11 protein-coding genes and 5 tRNA genes are annotated in these 14,721 nt (G+C 60.4%); 9 read left to right on the forward strand and 7 right to left on the reverse strand.

The genetic code is table 11. From position 1 onward, the window contains the following. Positions 1-15: 15 nt before the first annotated feature. The 5 genes from FSY45_RS16640 to FSY45_RS16660 form a co-directional block, all read right to left on the reverse strand. A tRNA-Leu gene (locus FSY45_RS16640) sits at positions 16-100 on the reverse strand. Between the two features lie 368 nt (positions 101-468). Further along, positions 469-553, reverse strand: a tRNA-Leu gene (locus FSY45_RS16645). A 143-nt stretch (positions 554-696) separates the two neighbouring features. After that, positions 697-781: transfer RNA gene (locus FSY45_RS16650), tRNA-Leu, on the reverse strand. A gap of 141 nt (positions 782-922) precedes the next feature. Then, positions 923-1,007 (reverse strand) — tRNA-Leu (locus tag FSY45_RS16655). 145 nt (positions 1,008-1,152) lie between these two features. Next, a tRNA-Leu gene (locus FSY45_RS16660) sits at positions 1,153-1,237 on the reverse strand. 34 nt (positions 1,238-1,271) lie between these two features. On the opposite strand from FSY45_RS16660, the gene rnr reads away from it, so the two are divergent. Continuing rightward, entirely contained in the window at positions 1,272-3,905 is a 2,634-nt protein-coding gene (gene rnr, locus FSY45_RS16665) for a ribonuclease R (RefSeq protein ID WP_034362627.1), read from the forward strand. A gap of 64 nt (positions 3,906-3,969) precedes the next feature. On the opposite strand, the gene FSY45_RS16670 is transcribed toward rnr, so the two are convergent. Together FSY45_RS16670 and FSY45_RS16675 are read right to left on the reverse strand one after the other, a co-directional pair. Further along, entirely contained in the window at positions 3,970-5,565 is a 1,596-nt protein-coding gene (locus FSY45_RS16670) for an NAD(P)H-hydrate dehydratase (RefSeq protein WP_046462533.1), read from the reverse strand. Between the two features lie 97 nt (positions 5,566-5,662). Next, entirely contained in the window at positions 5,663-7,051 is a 1,389-nt protein-coding gene (locus tag FSY45_RS16675) for an amidase (RefSeq protein ID WP_046462532.1), read from the reverse strand. Between the two features lie 227 nt (positions 7,052-7,278). On the opposite strand from FSY45_RS16675, the gene rpsB reads away from it, so the two are divergent. From rpsB to rseP, 8 genes are all read left to right on the forward strand, one after another. Next, the gene (gene rpsB / locus FSY45_RS16680) at positions 7,279-8,031 is read left to right on the forward strand and encodes a 30S ribosomal protein S2 (RefSeq protein ID WP_003067383.1); all 753 of its coding nucleotides are present in this window, start codon (positions 7,279-7,281) and stop codon (positions 8,029-8,031) included. A 108-nt stretch (positions 8,032-8,139) separates the two neighbouring features. After that, on the forward strand, positions 8,140-9,033 hold the full coding sequence (gene tsf, locus FSY45_RS16685; protein WP_003067381.1) for a translation elongation factor Ts: 894 nt from the start codon (positions 8,140-8,142) through the stop codon (positions 9,031-9,033). A gap of 93 nt (positions 9,034-9,126) precedes the next feature. After that, a complete protein-coding gene (gene pyrH / locus FSY45_RS16690; protein WP_003053409.1) occupies positions 9,127-9,849 on the forward strand; it encodes a UMP kinase in 723 nt (240 codons plus the stop codon). Positions 9,850-9,886: 37 nt separating this feature from the next. Continuing rightward, positions 9,887-10,447 carry a ribosome recycling factor gene (gene frr / locus FSY45_RS16695; protein ID WP_003067379.1) on the forward strand — a complete coding sequence of 187 codons (561 nt, stop codon included), beginning with the start codon at positions 9,887-9,889 and terminating at the stop codon, positions 10,445-10,447. Between the two features lie 23 nt (positions 10,448-10,470). Then, on the forward strand, positions 10,471-11,208 hold the full coding sequence (uppS, locus tag FSY45_RS16700; RefSeq protein WP_003067377.1) for a polyprenyl diphosphate synthase: 738 nt from the start codon (positions 10,471-10,473) through the stop codon (positions 11,206-11,208). A 14-nt stretch (positions 11,209-11,222) separates the two neighbouring features. Further along, positions 11,223-12,080 (forward strand): phosphatidate cytidylyltransferase, encoded by an 858-nt coding sequence (locus FSY45_RS16705; protein WP_046462531.1) that lies wholly within the window; start codon positions 11,223-11,225, stop codon positions 12,078-12,080. Then, positions 12,077-13,255 carry a 1-deoxy-D-xylulose-5-phosphate reductoisomerase gene (ispC, locus tag FSY45_RS16710; RefSeq protein WP_148748118.1) on the forward strand — a complete coding sequence of 393 codons (1,179 nt, stop codon included), beginning with the start codon at positions 12,077-12,079 and terminating at the stop codon, positions 13,253-13,255. Before FSY45_RS16705 ends, ispC begins: the two co-directional genes overlap by 4 nt. 91 nt (positions 13,256-13,346) lie before the next feature. Beyond that, entirely contained in the window at positions 13,347-14,717 is a 1,371-nt protein-coding gene (gene rseP, locus FSY45_RS16715; RefSeq protein WP_148748119.1) for an RIP metalloprotease RseP, read from the forward strand. Positions 14,718-14,721: the final 4 nt, after the last annotated feature.

Here is a 14,721-nt window from a genome sequence, read left to right on the forward strand (position 1 = left end):
ACGGCTTGTCGTGTTTGGTGCCCAGGAGAGGACTCGAACCTCCACGGAGTTACCCGCTAGTACCTGAAACTAGTGCGTCTACCAATTCCGCCACCTGGGCTTTCAGAGTGGATCGAATTATATAGCGTTCAAAGTAGCCGCCAGGCGAGTTGAGGCACTTTTTTGTGCAAGTTGCCGGCAGAGTGTTCTAGGGCTTGAGCTATTTTCCTCGACCCGCAGGATTGGGGGGGGCAGACGAGGGGCCAGCTTGCGCCAGTGTCTCGCTCCTGGTGTACGTGGTTCAAAGGCGCGGTGCAAAAACGAAAAAGCCGCTGCATTTGCATGCAACGGCTTGTCGTATTTGGTGCCCAGGAGAGGACTCGAACCTCCACGGAGTTACCCGCTAGTACCTGAAACTAGTGCGTCTACCAATTCCGCCACCTGAAAACGAAAAAGCCGCTGCATTTGCATGCAACGGCTTGTCGTATTTGGTGCCCAGGAGAGGACTCGAACCTCCACGGAGTTACCCGCTAGTACCTGAAACTAGTGCGTCTACCAATTCCGCCACCTGGGCATTTCAGAGTGAGTGAATTATATAGCGGCTTGAGTACTGCTCATGCCGGTTTGCGCGGATTTTTCAGAAAACTTTGTGTGGCAGCCGAGATGGCTGCCAAAACGAAAAAGCCGCTGCATTTGCATGCAACGGCTTGTCGTATTTGGTGCCCAGGAGAGGACTCGAACCTCCACGGAGTTACCCGCTAGTACCTGAAACTAGTGCGTCTACCAATTCCGCCACCTGGGCATTTCAGAGTGAATGAATTATATAGCGGCTTGAGTACTGCTCATGTTGGTTTGCGCGGATTTTTCAGAAAACTTTGCGCGGCGGCTGAAGGGCGGTAAAACGAAAAAGCCGCTGCATTTGCATGCAACGGCTTGTCGTGTTTGGTGCCCAGGAGAGGACTCGAACCTCCACGGAGTTACCCGCTAGTACCTGAAACTAGTGCGTCTACCAATTCCGCCACCTGGGCTTTCAGGGAATCTTCGTATTGTAATGCATTTTTTCTGCATTCAATCCGAATCTTCAAATTTTCTAAGATGCCGTCTGGCTTGCGAACATTCCCTTGAGGAATGTTTCCCAAGTTTGTTTCAACCCTTGCAGGTTGTCGTTAAACTTGGTGCCCAGGAGAGGACTCGAACCTCCACGGAGTTACCCGCTAGTACCTGAAACTAGTGCGTCTACCAATTCCGCCACCTGGGCATCTCAGGAAAGACATAGATTGTATATCAAGAAAATGAACCCTCGCGCAAAAGTTGCCGATATGAACGAAGAAATTTTGGGCACTGTGCAGGGCCACCGCGACGGACACGGCTTTGTCGTCCGTGACGATGGTGAGCGTGACATCTACCTTCCCCCCAATGAAATGCGAGCGGTGCTGCACAAGGACAAGGTCCAGGTGCGTATCGCCCGTCATGACCATCGCGGTCGCCCCGAAGGCCGTGTGGTGGAAATCGTGGAGCGTCCAGACCAGCCCATCATTGGTCGCTTTCTGCAAGAAAGCGGTGTGTGGCTTGTGGCCCCTGAAGACAAGCGCTACGGCCAGGATGTTCTGATTCCTTCCAACGCCACAGGTGCGGCCAAGCCGGGGCAGGTGGTGGTGGTCGAATTGACCGAGGCGCCGGCGCTGTTCGGCCAGCCTGTGGGCCGCATCACCGAAGTGCTGGGTGAGGTGGATGACCCAGGCATGGAAATCGAGATTGCGGTGCGCAAGTATGGCGTGCCGCATATCTTCTCCGACGCCTGTCTCGAGCAAGCCAAGGCGCTGCCCGAAAAAGTCCGACCCGCAGACTACAAGCACCGCATTGATCTGACCGATATTCCTCTGGTCACCATTGACGGCGAAGATGCGCGCGACTTTGACGATGCCGTGTATTGCGAGCCCGCCAAGGTGGGGCGCAGCAAGGGCTGGCGCCTGCTTGTTGCGATTGCCGACGTGAGTCACTATGTGACCACAGGCAGCGCCATTGATGTGGATGCTTACGACCGCGCCACCAGCGTGTACTTCCCGCGCCGAGTGATTCCCATGCTGCCGGAAAAGCTCAGCAACGGGCTGTGCTCCTTGAACCCCGACGTCGATCGGCTGTGCATGGTCTGCGACATGCTGATCACGGCGCAAGGTGAGATTCACGCCTATCAGTTCTACCCAGCGGTAATGCATAGCCATGCGCGCTTCACCTATACCGAGGTGGCTGCAATCCTGGCCAATACGCGCGGTCCTGAAGCAGCCAAGCGCAAGGAGCGCGTGCAGGATTTGCTGAATCTGTATGGCGTCTTCCAGTCCCTGCTCAAGGCTCGTGAGGCGCGCGGTGCCGTGGACTTTGAGACGACCGAGACGCAAATCGTCTGCGACGACAACGGACGCATCGAAAAAATCGTGCCGCGCACTCGCAATGATGCGCACAAGTTGATTGAAGAAGCCATGCTGGCGGCGAATGTCTGCAGCGCAGATTTCATCGACCAAAGCGGGCAGCTTGGCCTGTTCCGCGTGCACGACAAGCCTTCGCTGGAAAAGCAGGAAATTCTGCGCAATTACCTCAAGGCCATGGGTGTGAGCATGAGCATCAGCGAAAACCCTTCGACCAAGGAGTTTCAGCAGATTGCCAATGCCACCAAGGACCGTCCTGACTCGCAGCAGATTCACACCATGCTGTTGCGCTCCATGATGCAGGCTTTCTATACGCCGGAAGGCTCGGGGCACTTCGGTCTGGCCTTTGAGGCCTATACCCACTTCACCAGCCCGATTCGTCGTTATCCAGACTTGCTGGTGCACCGCGTGATCAAGGCTGAGCTGAACGGCACACACTACAAGCTGCCCAGCCTGCCCACGCCGGGTGAAGCCGAAGCCAAGATGGCCAAGCGCCTCTCTTCGCGTGTGGTCGAGCCGGGGCAAAAGCCGCGCAAGCGCTCGGCGGCCAAGGAATTCCAGGCCTGGGAGGCTGCCGGCCTGCACTGCAGTGCCAACGAGCGCCGTGCCGACGAGGCCAGCCGCGATGTGGAGGCCTGGCTCAAATGCAAATACATGCGCGAGCATCTGGGTGAGGAGTTCGCGGGCACGGTTTCCTCGGTCACGACCTTCGGAGTCTTTGTGACGCTGGATGCCATGTATGTGGAAGGGCTGGTGCATATCACCGAGCTGGGCGGCGACTACTTCCGCTTCGACGAAGCCCGGCAGGAGCTGCGTGGCGAGCGCTCGGGTGTTCGCTATGGCATCGGCGCACGAGTGCGGGTGCAGGTCAGTCGCGTGGATCTGGACGGACGTCGCATCGACTTCCGCCTGGTTCGCGATGGCGAGGACGGCTTGGTACAAACACCACGCAGCGGTCGTGGCCAAGCCAAGGATGAGGGGCGTGGCCGTCGCGAGTCGCGTGACGAGCGCAGTGCGGGCGGCTATGCCGACAAGTGGAGTCGTCGCGATGCCAAGGCCAATCGCGCGCAGCGCAATGCTGCTACGGGCCCTGCTTCTGCACCTGAGCCCGATCGCGCCAAGCAGGGGCGAAAGGCAGCCAAGAAAGCCATGCTGAAAAGCGTGAATCTGGCCGCACTGGAAGCAGAGTACGCACAAGAGCAAGCCGCGCCCAAGCCTGAGCCTGTGATGGAGTCCGTCATCGAGGTGCAACAAGCCAAGCCTCGCAAGGCGGCAGGCAGGAAAAAGGTTGCAGCTCTGCTTGCGCCTGATGCTCCGGCCGTCTCTGTTGTCAAGGCTGCGGTCAAGCCTGAATCAAGGTCGGTCGCAAAGCCCGCAACCAAGGTCTCAACGAAGTCTGTGGCGAAGTCGGCTCCCAAAGCCGTAAAGGCTGCTGCCAAGCCTGCGGCGGGTACCAAGGCTGCACCGGCAAGCAAAACCAGCAAGCGCAAGACCGAGCGCTGATTGCTCTCCTATCAAGAGCTGAAAGGCCTTGCCCGATAATGGCAAGGCCTTTGTTTTTTGCAGTTTATTGATTGCCCAGACGCAGAGCCAGTGCACTGGCGCTGAATGGGAGATCTGCTGGCCAGCAATCTGCAATGTGGCCATGGCGGAAGGCTGCCTGAGTCGCTGCCATATCGGCACTTTGACCCTGTGCCCATAGCGCCGCTATCAATCCGGCCAGCACATCGCCCGTGCCGCCCGTGGCCAGGCGGGCATTGCCGCTGGCATTGATCCAGACTTGCTGCTGTGGATTGGCAACGACCGTGCCCGAGCCCTTGAGCAGCACCGTGCACTGAAATTTGCTGGCAAGCTGCAGGCAGGATTGAAGGCGGTTGGCTTGTATTTGAGCAGTGCTGGTCTGCAGCAGGCGCGCGGCCTCCAGCGGGTGGGGGGTCAAGACCGTGGTCTGCTGGCGTGCGGCGCGCTGGCTCAGCTGTTGTGCCAGTGCCGGGCTGGCCGCAACGGCGTTGAGTGCGTCTGCATCCAGCACCAGTTGCGGAGCTTGTGCCAGTATGTGAGGCAACCAGGCCTGTACGGCTTCGCCGCCACCGCAGCCGCAGACCGCGGTGGCCTGGCTCCAGTCCTGCGCGGCGGGCCGGCGCAACATGATTTCCGGCCAGGGCGCAATGCCTTGCGGTGATTGCTCGTCCAGCAAGGCCAGCATGACGCGGCCGGCTCCTGCGTGCAGTGCCGCCAGTGCCGCCAGCCAGGCAGCGCCCGTCATCGACAAGCCGCGCATGCCCAGGCCTTCGCCACCGAGCACGGCCACATCGCCAAAGCTGCCTTTGTGACTGGCGTGCGGGCGTGCTCTTGAGGAGGCAAGGCCTGGGCTGATCAGATGTGCCGTGGGCTGTGCTGCAGCGGTTGGGGCGGGCGAGTTGGGTGCATCGGGAGCGCTGGCAATGCCGCAGCCCAGGTCGTCCCACCAGATTTGTCCGCAGGCATCGCGGCCCTGACCGGTGAACAGGCCGGGTTGCAGGGTCAGCAAGGCAAGCGTGTGGCGTCGTTGGTCGGTGGCGATATGGCCAGGCGCGAATTCCCTCAGATATTGACCGGTATCGGCATCGAGGCCTGAGGCAACGTCTACACAGAGTACGTTGCAGGTGCAATGCTGAACCTGGGTCAGCAACTGCAGCAGGCGCTGATCGGCAGCCGAGGTCTTGCCGGAAGTGCGCGAGCTCAGTCCTATGCCCAGCAGTGCATCGACGCACAGGTCTTGTGGTTCCAGATCGGGGGGGGCGTCATCGAGCCATTGCACGCCAGCCTGCAAGGCTTTATTCCGGGAAATCTGTGCATCGGACGGAAGCTCGGCAGCCGCCCGCACTTCGCTGACCATGATTCGCGCATGGGGCAGCATGGCCCTGAGCTGAGCTGCCGCCTCAAAGCCGTCGCCGCCGTTGTTGCCCGGGCCGCAGGCAATCCAGATGCGTTGCGCGTGCGGGGCTATTGCCGTTGTCAGCCTGGCGATGGCAAGGCCTGCGCGTTCCATCAGCCTGTGAGGCGGCAGGCGCTCGGCGCAAGCCTTCTCAATCTGACGCGTGGCGGCAGTGCTGAACAGCGGCCAGCCTTGACCAGCGGAAATGGAGGCGGGCGGGGTGTCGGAGGGAGAAATGCGCAGCATGGTCCGAGGATAGCCTCCGGCTGCGCATTTGTGGGTTTTGATGATTTTTGCCTTGTGGTCCAGTAACCATAAGCGGTTATAGCTGCAAAAATGGAAGTCAGTCGCGATTGAGTATGGCTTCGATGCCCGCGCTGATATTCAGGATGGCATCGTCGTGCAGGGCGGCATGCCAGATCATCAGGCCCATGGGGAGCTCGTTCGGGTTGTGGCACGGCAGTGACAGGGCGCAGCCGTCCAGCATATTGACCACGCTGGTATTGCGCAGCAGCAGGCCGTTGACGCGGAAAAATTCTTCGTCACGCCTGAGGTCGGCTGCAGCATCGAAGCCGTTGGCCGGAGCGACGGATGCAATCGTGGGTGCCGTGATCGGCGTGGTGGGCGAGAGCAGGGCGTCATAGCCAGCAATGGCGCTCTCCATCTTGGCAATCCAGCGCTTGCGCGCGGCCAGCAGATCCAGATAGTCGGCAGCGCTCATGCTCGCGCCGCGCTCTATGCGCGAGCGCACCCGGGGATCGTAGAGCGCGGCTTTGGCGGGATCCTGCAGATGGCGCCGGTGCCAGGCATAGCTTTCGGTGGGCGAGAAGCCGCCGATGGTGTTGACGCCGTCCAGCTCCTCCAGCTCGGGCAGGTCAATCCACTCGATCTGCGCGCCGCCGGCCTGCAGCTTGGCGATGCTGCGTTCGAAGGCGTTGCGAACGGCGGGCTCGATCTGATCGAAGAAGAGGGGGCGCGGCACTGCCAGGCACCACTGGCTCAGGCTGCGTTCATCCCTGGCGACTTTGCGCCCGGCCAGAATCTCGTGCAGCAGCACGGCATCGCGCACGCTGCGGGTGATGGCGCAGGCGGTATCCAGTGTGGGTGATAGAGGCACTGTTCCTTCGGTGGGTACCAGTCTGGCCGTGCTTTTGAAGCCAACCAGGCCATTGAGTGCAGCGGGAATGCGGATGGAGCCGCCGGTGTCCGAGCCCAGTGCCGCCCAGGCGGCGCCGCTGGCGACGGAAACAGCAGCGCCTGACGAGGATCCGCCGGGAATACGCGCCGGCCACGTGGGCGCCAGCTGAGGGTTGGCGGGGTGGCGCGCGTCCAGCGCGGCGGGGGTGCCGAAATGCGGGTTCACGCCAACGCCGGAAAAAGCGAACTCGACCATATGGGTGCGGCCGATGATGGCCGCGCCTGCCGCGCGCAGGCGGGCAACGGCCGTGGCGTCTGTGCGGGCGAGGGGCGCATCCTGCAGCACCAGGGAGCTGGCGGCACTGCGCGCGCCTTGCGTGTCGAACAGGTCCTTGACCGAGATGGCCAAGCCGGCCAGGGGGGTAGTGGATGGCGTTTCTGCAGCCGCCCAGCGTGCCTCGTCAAAAAAAGTCTGGCTGAAAACGTTGGCGCACAAGGGGCTTTGCGCGGCAGCAATGCTCATTTGCATGAGGTTTGCAGCGCTTTGGCGGCCTTCGCGGATCTCAAGAGCGACGTGACTGAGGTCGAGTTGCATGGCAGTGTGCTAAAATTTTGCGGCTTTGCTAAGGGTTAGTCCGTGAGGATTGACTTGAAAAGCTCTGAAAGTGGTTGATGCGATGGCGTTTTTGTGTGTTGCAGCAATTGCTTTTAAGTCGGCAAGGCAAATAGCAAACCGGCCTATTCAAGGTGTTGCGATCGCTTTTTTCAAGGCGGCTGCAATCGTTGGGCCGGATTTTAGACCCAACCTTTGAGGTAATTAACATGGCAGTAACAATGCGCGAGATGCTGGAAGCCGGCGTCCACTTCGGTCACCAAACTCGTTTCTGGAATCCCAAGATGGCTCCGTTCATCTTCGGTGCCCGCAACAAGATCCACATCATCAACCTGGAAAAGTCCCTGCCGATGTTCCAGGAAGCCCAGAAGTTCGCCAAGCAGCTGACTGCTAACGGCGGCACCATCCTGATGGTGGGTACAAAGCGTCAAGCCCGTGAGCTGGTGGCTGAAGAAGCCAAGCGCGCTGGCGTGCCCTTCGTTGACCAGCGCTGGCTGGGCGGCATGCTGACCAACTTCAAGACCGTCAAGACCTCCATCAAGCGTCTGAAGGACATGAAGGCTCAGCAAGAAGCCGGTCTGGAATCCATGTCCAAGAAGGAACAGCTGATGTTCGTTCGCGAACTGGAAAAGCTGGAAAAGGACATCGGCGGCATTCAGGACATGAACGGTCTGCCCGACGCCATTTTCGTGATCGACGTGGGCTTCCACAAGATCGCTATCGCTGAAGCCAAGAAGCTGGGCATTCCTCTGATCGGCGTGGTTGACACCAACCACAACCCCGATGGCATCGACTACGTGATCCCTGGTAACGACGACTCCGCCAAGGCTGTGCAGCTGTACGCCCAAGGCATTGCCGACGCAATCCTGGAAGGCCGTGAAGCTCGTCTGAACGACGTGGTGAAGGCCGCTGCCGGTGAGAACGGCGACGAGTTCGTGGAAGTGGAAGAATCCGCCGCCTAAGCGAAGTCCGGCTGCGCGACCGCATCGCGAGAAAAAGCGGGGCTCTAGGTAGCCCCGTTTTTTTAGCCGGAATCCTGTAACGAATCGAACTGATACTGGAGAAATACGATGGCAATTACTGCAAGCATGGTCGCCGAACTGCGCGCCAAGACCGACGCCCCCATGATGGAATGCAAGAAGGCTCTGACCGAAGCTGATGGCGATATGGCCAAGGCTGAAGAGCTGCTGCGCGTCAAGCTGGGTACCAAGGCTGGCAAGGCCGCTTCCCGTGTGACTGCTGAAGGCGTTGTGGCTGCTTTCATCGACGGCGGCAAGGGCGGCCTGATCGAAGTGAACAGCGAAACCGACTTCGTGTCCAAGAACGACAGCTTCCTGGCCATGGCCAATGCCGCTGCCAAGCTGGTCGCCGAGCACAACCCTGCTGACCTGGACGCTCTGGGCGCTCTGGCCTACGAACAAGACGGCTACGGCCCCACTCTGGAAGACGTGCGCAAGGGTCTGATCGGCAAGATCGGCGAAAACATGTCCTTCCGTCGCTTCAAGGCTTTCAGCGGCGCTGGCCTGGCTGCCTACGTGCACGGCACCCGCATTGGCGTGGTGGTCGAGTTCGACGGCGACGCTGCTGCTGCCAAGGACGTGGCAATGCATGTGGCCGCCATGAAGCCCGTGGCTCTGACTTCCGCTGACGTGCCTGCTGACCTGATCGCCAAGGAACGCGCTGTGGCCGAAGGCAAGGCAGCCGAATCCGGCAAGCCCGCCGACATCGTCTCCAAGATGGTGGAAGGCTCCGTGCAGAAGTACCTGAAGGAAGTGTCCCTGGCCGACCAGGTCTTCGTGAAGGCTGCTGACGGCAAGCAAACCGTGGCTCAGATGCTCAAGGCTGCCAACACCAATGTGAAGGCGTTCACGATGTATGTCGTGGGTGAAGGCATTGAGAAGAAGACTGATGACTTCGCCGCTGAAGTGGCTGCCCAGGTGGCAGCAGCCAAGGCTGGTGCTTAAACCTAAGCCTTAGCAACAATCGCGGCCTAGAGCCGCGATTGATTTATTCCCCTCCCGTTTTCATACTCATTCAACTTCCATCGGAGAAACACCATGTCCAACGCCATTCCAGCCCACAAGCGCATCTTGCTCAAGCTGTCGGGGGAGGCGTTAATGGGAGATGACCAGTTCGGCATCAACCGTGCAACCATCGAGCGCATGGTGGCTGAGATCGTGGAAGTGACCAAGGTGGGTGTGCAGGTTGCCGTGGTGATCGGCGGCGGCAACATCTTCCGCGGCGTGGCAGGTGGCTCGGTCGGCATGGACCGTGCGACTGCCGACTATATGGGCATGCTGGCCACGGTGATGAATGCCCTGGCTCTGGCAGATGCCATGGACAAGCAGGGCCTGACGGCGCGCGTGATGTCGGCTATCGGTATCGAGCAGGTGGTCGAGCCCTATGTGCGTCCCAAGGCGCTGCAGTACCTGGAAGAGGGTAAGGTCGTGGTGTTCGCTGCCGGTACGGGTAATCCCTTCTTCACCACCGACACGGCCGCTGCGCTGCGTGGTGCTGAAATTGGCGCCGAAGTCGTGCTCAAGGCCACCAAGGTGGATGGCGTCTACACGGCCGACCCGGTCAAGGATCCTTCGGCCACGCGTTACGACAAGCTGGCTTTCGATGAGGCCATCTCGCGCAATCTGGGCATCATGGATGCCACCGCTTTCGCGCTGTGCCGCGATCAGAAGCTGCCGATTCGCGTGTTCTCCATCGTCAAGCCCGGCGCACTCAAGCGCGTGGTCATGGGTGAAGACGAAGGCACTCTGGTGTACGCTTGAGCGTTTTGCCGCCACATGCCCGCAAAGGAACAAGAACATGACGATCGCTGAAATCAAAAAGAACACCGAAACCAAGATGGGTCAGTCCATCGAGGCTCTGAAGAACAACCTGGCTCGCGTGCGTACCGGCCGGGCGAATCCCGCGCTGCTGGATGCCATCCATGTCGAGTACTACGGCTCCATGGTGCCTCTGTCCCAGGTGGCCAATGTGTCTTTGCTGGATTCCCGCACCATCAGCGTGCAGCCCTGGGAAAAGAACATGGCCGCCAAGGTGGAAAAGGCCATTCGCGAGAGCGATCTGGGTCTGAATCCCGCTTCCATGGGCGACCTGATCCGCGTGCCCATGCCTCCCATGAGCGAAGAGCGCCGCAAGGAAATGACCAAGCTGGCGCGCAACGAAGGCGAGAACGCCAAGATTGCCGTTCGCAACCTGCGTCGCGATGCCAATGAAGGCGTGAAGAAGCTGGTCAAGGACAAGGAAGCCTCTGAAGACGATCAGAAGCGCTCCGAAGCCGAAATCCAGAAGATCACCGACAAGCATATTGCCGAGGTCGATACGCTGGTGGCGGCCAAGGAACAGGACATCATGGCGGTCTGAGTCTTTCCAAAGGACTTGCACTTTTGACATCCAAGAAAAACGGCGCGGTTCCGCGCCATATCGCCGTCATCATGGACGGCAACGGACGGTGGGCCAAGCGCCGTCTGCTTCCACGTCTTGCCGGTCACAAGCAGGGAGTGGAGTCCCTGCGCCGCTGCGCTCGCGCCTGCGTCGAGCGTGGTGTGCAGGTGCTCACGGTGTTTGCGTTTTCCTCCGAGAACTGGAACAGACCTCAGGAAGAGGTCTCGGGGCTCATGAGCCTGCTGGCCAATGCCCTGGCCAAGGAAGTCGCTCAACTCAGCCGCGACGGCGTGCGCCTGTACTTTGTCGGCGACCGCCAGGGGCTGAGCGACAAGGTTCGGGAGGGCTTGGCAGAGGCCGAGCGCATCACCGCTCACAACACACGTCTGGTTCTCAACGTCTGCTTCAACTACGGTGGCCGCTGGGATATAGCCCAGGCTGCACAGAAGCTGGTGGCCCAGGGGCTGGAGCTGACTCCCGAGAATCTGGACAGGGCCATGGCCTTGGCTCATGTGCCGGATCCTGATCTCATGATCCGCACTGGCGGTGAAACTCGCATCAGCAATTTCCTGCTCTGGCAGGCTGCTTATACAGAGCTTTTTTTCAGCAATGCCCTGTGGCCTGATTTCGACGAGGCGGCTCTTGACGAGGCCATTGCCGTGTTTGGCGGTCGTGAGCGCCGCTTCGGCCAGACTTCCGAGCAGATTCAACCATCATCCACCGTCACCTTGACGGCTTAACCATAAGAGGTGCCATGCTCAAGCAGCGCGTCATTACCGCCTTGATTTTGCTGGCTATTTTGTTGCCGGCACTGTTTTATACGGCCAGCACCGTGCCCTTTGCCGCACTGATGCTGTTGTTCATGGCGGCTGGTGCCTGGGAGTGGGGGCGACTCAATGGTTTTGGACAGGTAGGCTCACTGGGCCTGGGGGCTGTTTGTACAGCGCTGTGCGCAGGATCCTGGTGGGCCGGCTGGGTGGATCAGCCTCTGCCCACGGTGTGGCTGATTGCAGGTTCCCTCTGGGTGCTGGGGGGCGTTTTGCTGCTGCGCGCTGGCGTGGCGGGCTGGCCGCATATTCCGGCAGCAGTGCGTCTGGTCGGCGGCGTGCTGGCATTGTGGCTGGCCTGGCTGGCCGTGGTGCAGGCGCGTAATATCGGCATCAACTTCCTGCTGTCGGTGCTGGTGCTGGTCTGGGTGGCTGATGTCTTTGCCTATTTTGCAGGCCGCACTTTCGGCCTGAAGTTCACCAGGAACAAGCTGGCTCCTTCCATCAGTCCCGGCAAGAGCTGGGAAGGTGTCTGGGGCGGCATGCTGGGGGTGATTGTGCTGGCTCTGGTCTGGAGCTGGGCAGATCGTCACTACGGCGCCGGTGTTCTCAGTTTCTATTCGGTGCTGCAGTCGCGCGGACTTTGGTTCCTGCTGCTGGCTGCGGTGTTTATGGCTGCGATGAGTGTGGTGGGCGACCTGGTCGAATCCCTCATCAAGCGCAGCGTCGGTGTCAAGGACAGCAGCGGCTTGCTGCCCGGCCATGGTGGTGTCCTGGATCGCATTGATGCCCTCCTGCCCACACTGCCGTTGGCGATGATGCTCTCATCCTTTGTGCATCCATGAAGCAGAAAATCACGGTTCTGGGTTCTACCGGTTCCATCGGAACCAATACCCTGGATGTGGTGGCGCGCCACCCTGAACAATACGAAATCTTCGCGCTGAGCGCAGCCACGCAGGTGGATCTGATGCTCAGGCAATGCGCGCAGTTCAAGCCGCAGTTCGCTGTGATGGCCAGTGCGCCTCATGCTCGTCAACTGTCTGAGGCAATCAAGCAAAACGGGCTTCAGACACAGGTTCTCCAGGAGCGGGATGCTCTTGAAGTGATTGCGTCGCACCCTGATGTGGATGCCGCCATGGGGGCGATTGTCGGAGCGGCCGGACTGGCACCCTGTTTGGCGGCCGCCAGGGCCGGCAAGCGTCTGCTGCTGGCCAACAAGGAGGCCCTGGTGGTGGGCGGCGCGCTGTTCATGGATACGGTCAAGCGCCATGGTGCCACCTTGCTGCCCATCGACAGCGAGCACTCGGCCATCTTCCAGTGCTTGCCCGAAGACAGCAGCACCTGGGCTGATCGCGTTGACTCCTTGCTGTTGACGGCATCGGGCGGACCGTTCCGCCAACGCGACCCGGCGACACTGTCCGAAATCACGCCCGAGCAGGCTTGCTCGCATCCCAATTTTTCCATGGGGCGCAAGATCTCGGTGGACTCGGCCACCATGATGAACAAGGCGCTGGAGGTGATCGAGGCGCGCTGGCTGTTCGATATGGCGCCCGAGAAGATCAAGGTGGTGATCCATCCGCAGCAGATCGTGCATTCCATGGTGCAGTTCAAGGATGCGTCCGTGCTCGCTCAGCTGGGCACGCCCGATATGCGTGTGCCGATTGCCTGCGGTCTGGCCTGGCCAGAGCGCATCGAGAGCGGCGCACCTGTGCTGGATTTCGCCAAGCTGGCGGCGCTGACCTTCGAGGAGGCGGATGCGTATCGCTTTCCGGGCCTGCATCTGTCCTGGCAGGCGCTGCGCGCGCCCGAGGGTACGACCACGGTGCTCAACGCAGCGAACGAAGTGGCTGTCGCCGCATTTCTGGAGCGTCGCCTGTCGTTTGACCGCATTCATGCCGTCAATCTGCAGACGCTGGAATCCGTGCAACCCGGTGTCGTGGGCAGTCTGGAAGAGTTGATGGCGCTCGATGAGCGAGCGCGCGAGCGTGCGGCTGACATAGTCAGGCTGTGGGCGCGCTGATCTGGCACCGAGTTTGGTGGCTTGAGGGCTTGCGGTTGAACTTGCGGCCTGCTGCACGCTCCAAGCATTGATTGGCATTAAGGAGTTTCAGGTGTTGCTGACGGTTGTGGCTTTCATCGTGGCGCTCGGCGTTCTGATTGCGGTGCATGAGTGGGGCCACTATCGCGTTGCCGTGGCCTGTGGCGTCAAGGTGCTGCGCTACTCCGTGGGCTTTGGCAAGCCGCTGTTGCGCTGGGTCGGCAAGAAGTCGGGCACCGAATATGTGATCGCGGCGCTGCCTCTGGGCGGCTATGTGCGCATGCTTGACGAACGCGAGGGCGAGGTCAGACCCGAGGAAAAACACCTGGCCTTCAACAATCAGCCCCTGCGCTCACGTGCAGCGATTGTTGCGGCGGGACCTGCGGCCAATCTGTTGCTGGCCGTGGCGCTGCTGGCGGTGGTCAACTGGGTGGGCACCAACGAGCCTGCAGCCCGGCTTGCGGCTCCTCCGGAAGGCACGTTGCTGCATCAGGCCGGTATTCAAAGCGGCGACTGGGTGCAGCGTGCCTCTGTGGGTGGCAAGGAATGGCAGCCTGTGCGTGCCCTGGGTGATTTGCGCTGGCTGGTGACGACAGCTGCCATTGAAGGTGAAACCTTGCAGTTGGAGGTGGCGGCACAAGAACATGGCGCAGCGCGTGTCGTGCCGCTCGATCTCGCTTCTTTGCAACAAAAGGAACCGGATGCAGCTTTCTTTGACAAGGTCGGGCTGCAGGGTGCCTGGAGTCGTCCGGTCATAGAAGAGGTTGTTGCAGGTGGCCCGGCGGAAAAGGCGGGTCTGCAAAAAGGCGATGTGCTGCTCAGCATCGATGGCCAGGCAGCTCAGGATGGTGCTCAGGCGCGTGCCGCGATTCGTGCCTCGGGTGCATCCGGTCGAGTCGAGCCGCAGGCCTGGGCTGTGGAGCGTGCGGGCCGGCGTCTGAACCTGCGGGTGCAGCCGGAAATAGTACCTGGCAAGGATGGACAAGCAGCAACTGCACGTGTGAACGCCTTTATTGGCAGCCAGCCCGAGATGGTGCTGGTGCGCCATGGCTTTTGGGATGGCTTGAGCGCCGGTGTGCACAAGACCTGGGAGCTGTCCTCCATGACGCTGCGCATGATGGGGCGCATGCTGATCGGTCAGGCCTCGCTCAAGAATATCAGCGGTCCTTTGACGATCGCAGACTATGCAGGCAAGTCCGCCAGCATGGGGCTGGTGCAATACCTGTCGTTCCTCGCGCTGATCAGCATCAGCCTGGGCGTTCTCAACCTGCTACCATTGCCCGTTCTGGATGGTGGGCACCTGATGTATTATCTTTGGGAAGGTTTGACGGGGCGCAGTGTCTCTGATGTCTGGGCTGAAAGACTGCAGCGTGCAGGCGTCGCAGTCATATTGCTGATGATGTCAGTCGCCTTTTTCAACGATATCAACCGGCTCTGGGGCTAATTTT

Origin of the sequence: Comamonas sp. Z1 (genome assembly GCF_008121555.1) — a bacterium.
GTDB classification, from domain to species: Bacteria; Pseudomonadota; Gammaproteobacteria; order Burkholderiales; family Burkholderiaceae_C; genus Comamonas; species Comamonas thiooxydans.

What these genes read in the sequence shown, in the direction of transcription:
- FSY45_RS16670 (WP_046462533.1), bottom strand. Translation starts at nt 5,565, where the DNA reads ATGCTGCGCATTTCTCCCTCCGACACCCCGCCCGCCTCCATTTCCGCT.
- FSY45_RS16705 (WP_046462531.1), top strand. Translation starts at nt 11,223, where the DNA reads ATGCTCAAGCAGCGCGTCATTACCGCCTTGATTTTGCTGGCTATTTTG.
- pyrH (WP_003053409.1), top strand. Translation starts at nt 9,127, where the DNA reads ATGTCCAACGCCATTCCAGCCCACAAGCGCATCTTGCTCAAGCTGTCG.
- ispC (WP_148748118.1), top strand. Translation starts at nt 12,077, where the DNA reads ATGAAGCAGAAAATCACGGTTCTGGGTTCTACCGGTTCCATCGGAACC.
- FSY45_RS16675 (WP_046462532.1), bottom strand. Translation starts at nt 7,051, where the DNA reads ATGCAACTCGACCTCAGTCACGTCGCTCTTGAGATCCGCGAAGGCCGC.
- rnr (WP_034362627.1), top strand. Translation starts at nt 1,272, where the DNA reads ATGAACCCTCGCGCAAAAGTTGCCGATATGAACGAAGAAATTTTGGGC.
- tsf (WP_003067381.1), top strand. Translation starts at nt 8,140, where the DNA reads ATGGCAATTACTGCAAGCATGGTCGCCGAACTGCGCGCCAAGACCGAC.
- frr (WP_003067379.1), top strand. Translation starts at nt 9,887, where the DNA reads ATGACGATCGCTGAAATCAAAAAGAACACCGAAACCAAGATGGGTCAG.
- rpsB (WP_003067383.1), top strand. Translation starts at nt 7,279, where the DNA reads ATGGCAGTAACAATGCGCGAGATGCTGGAAGCCGGCGTCCACTTCGGT.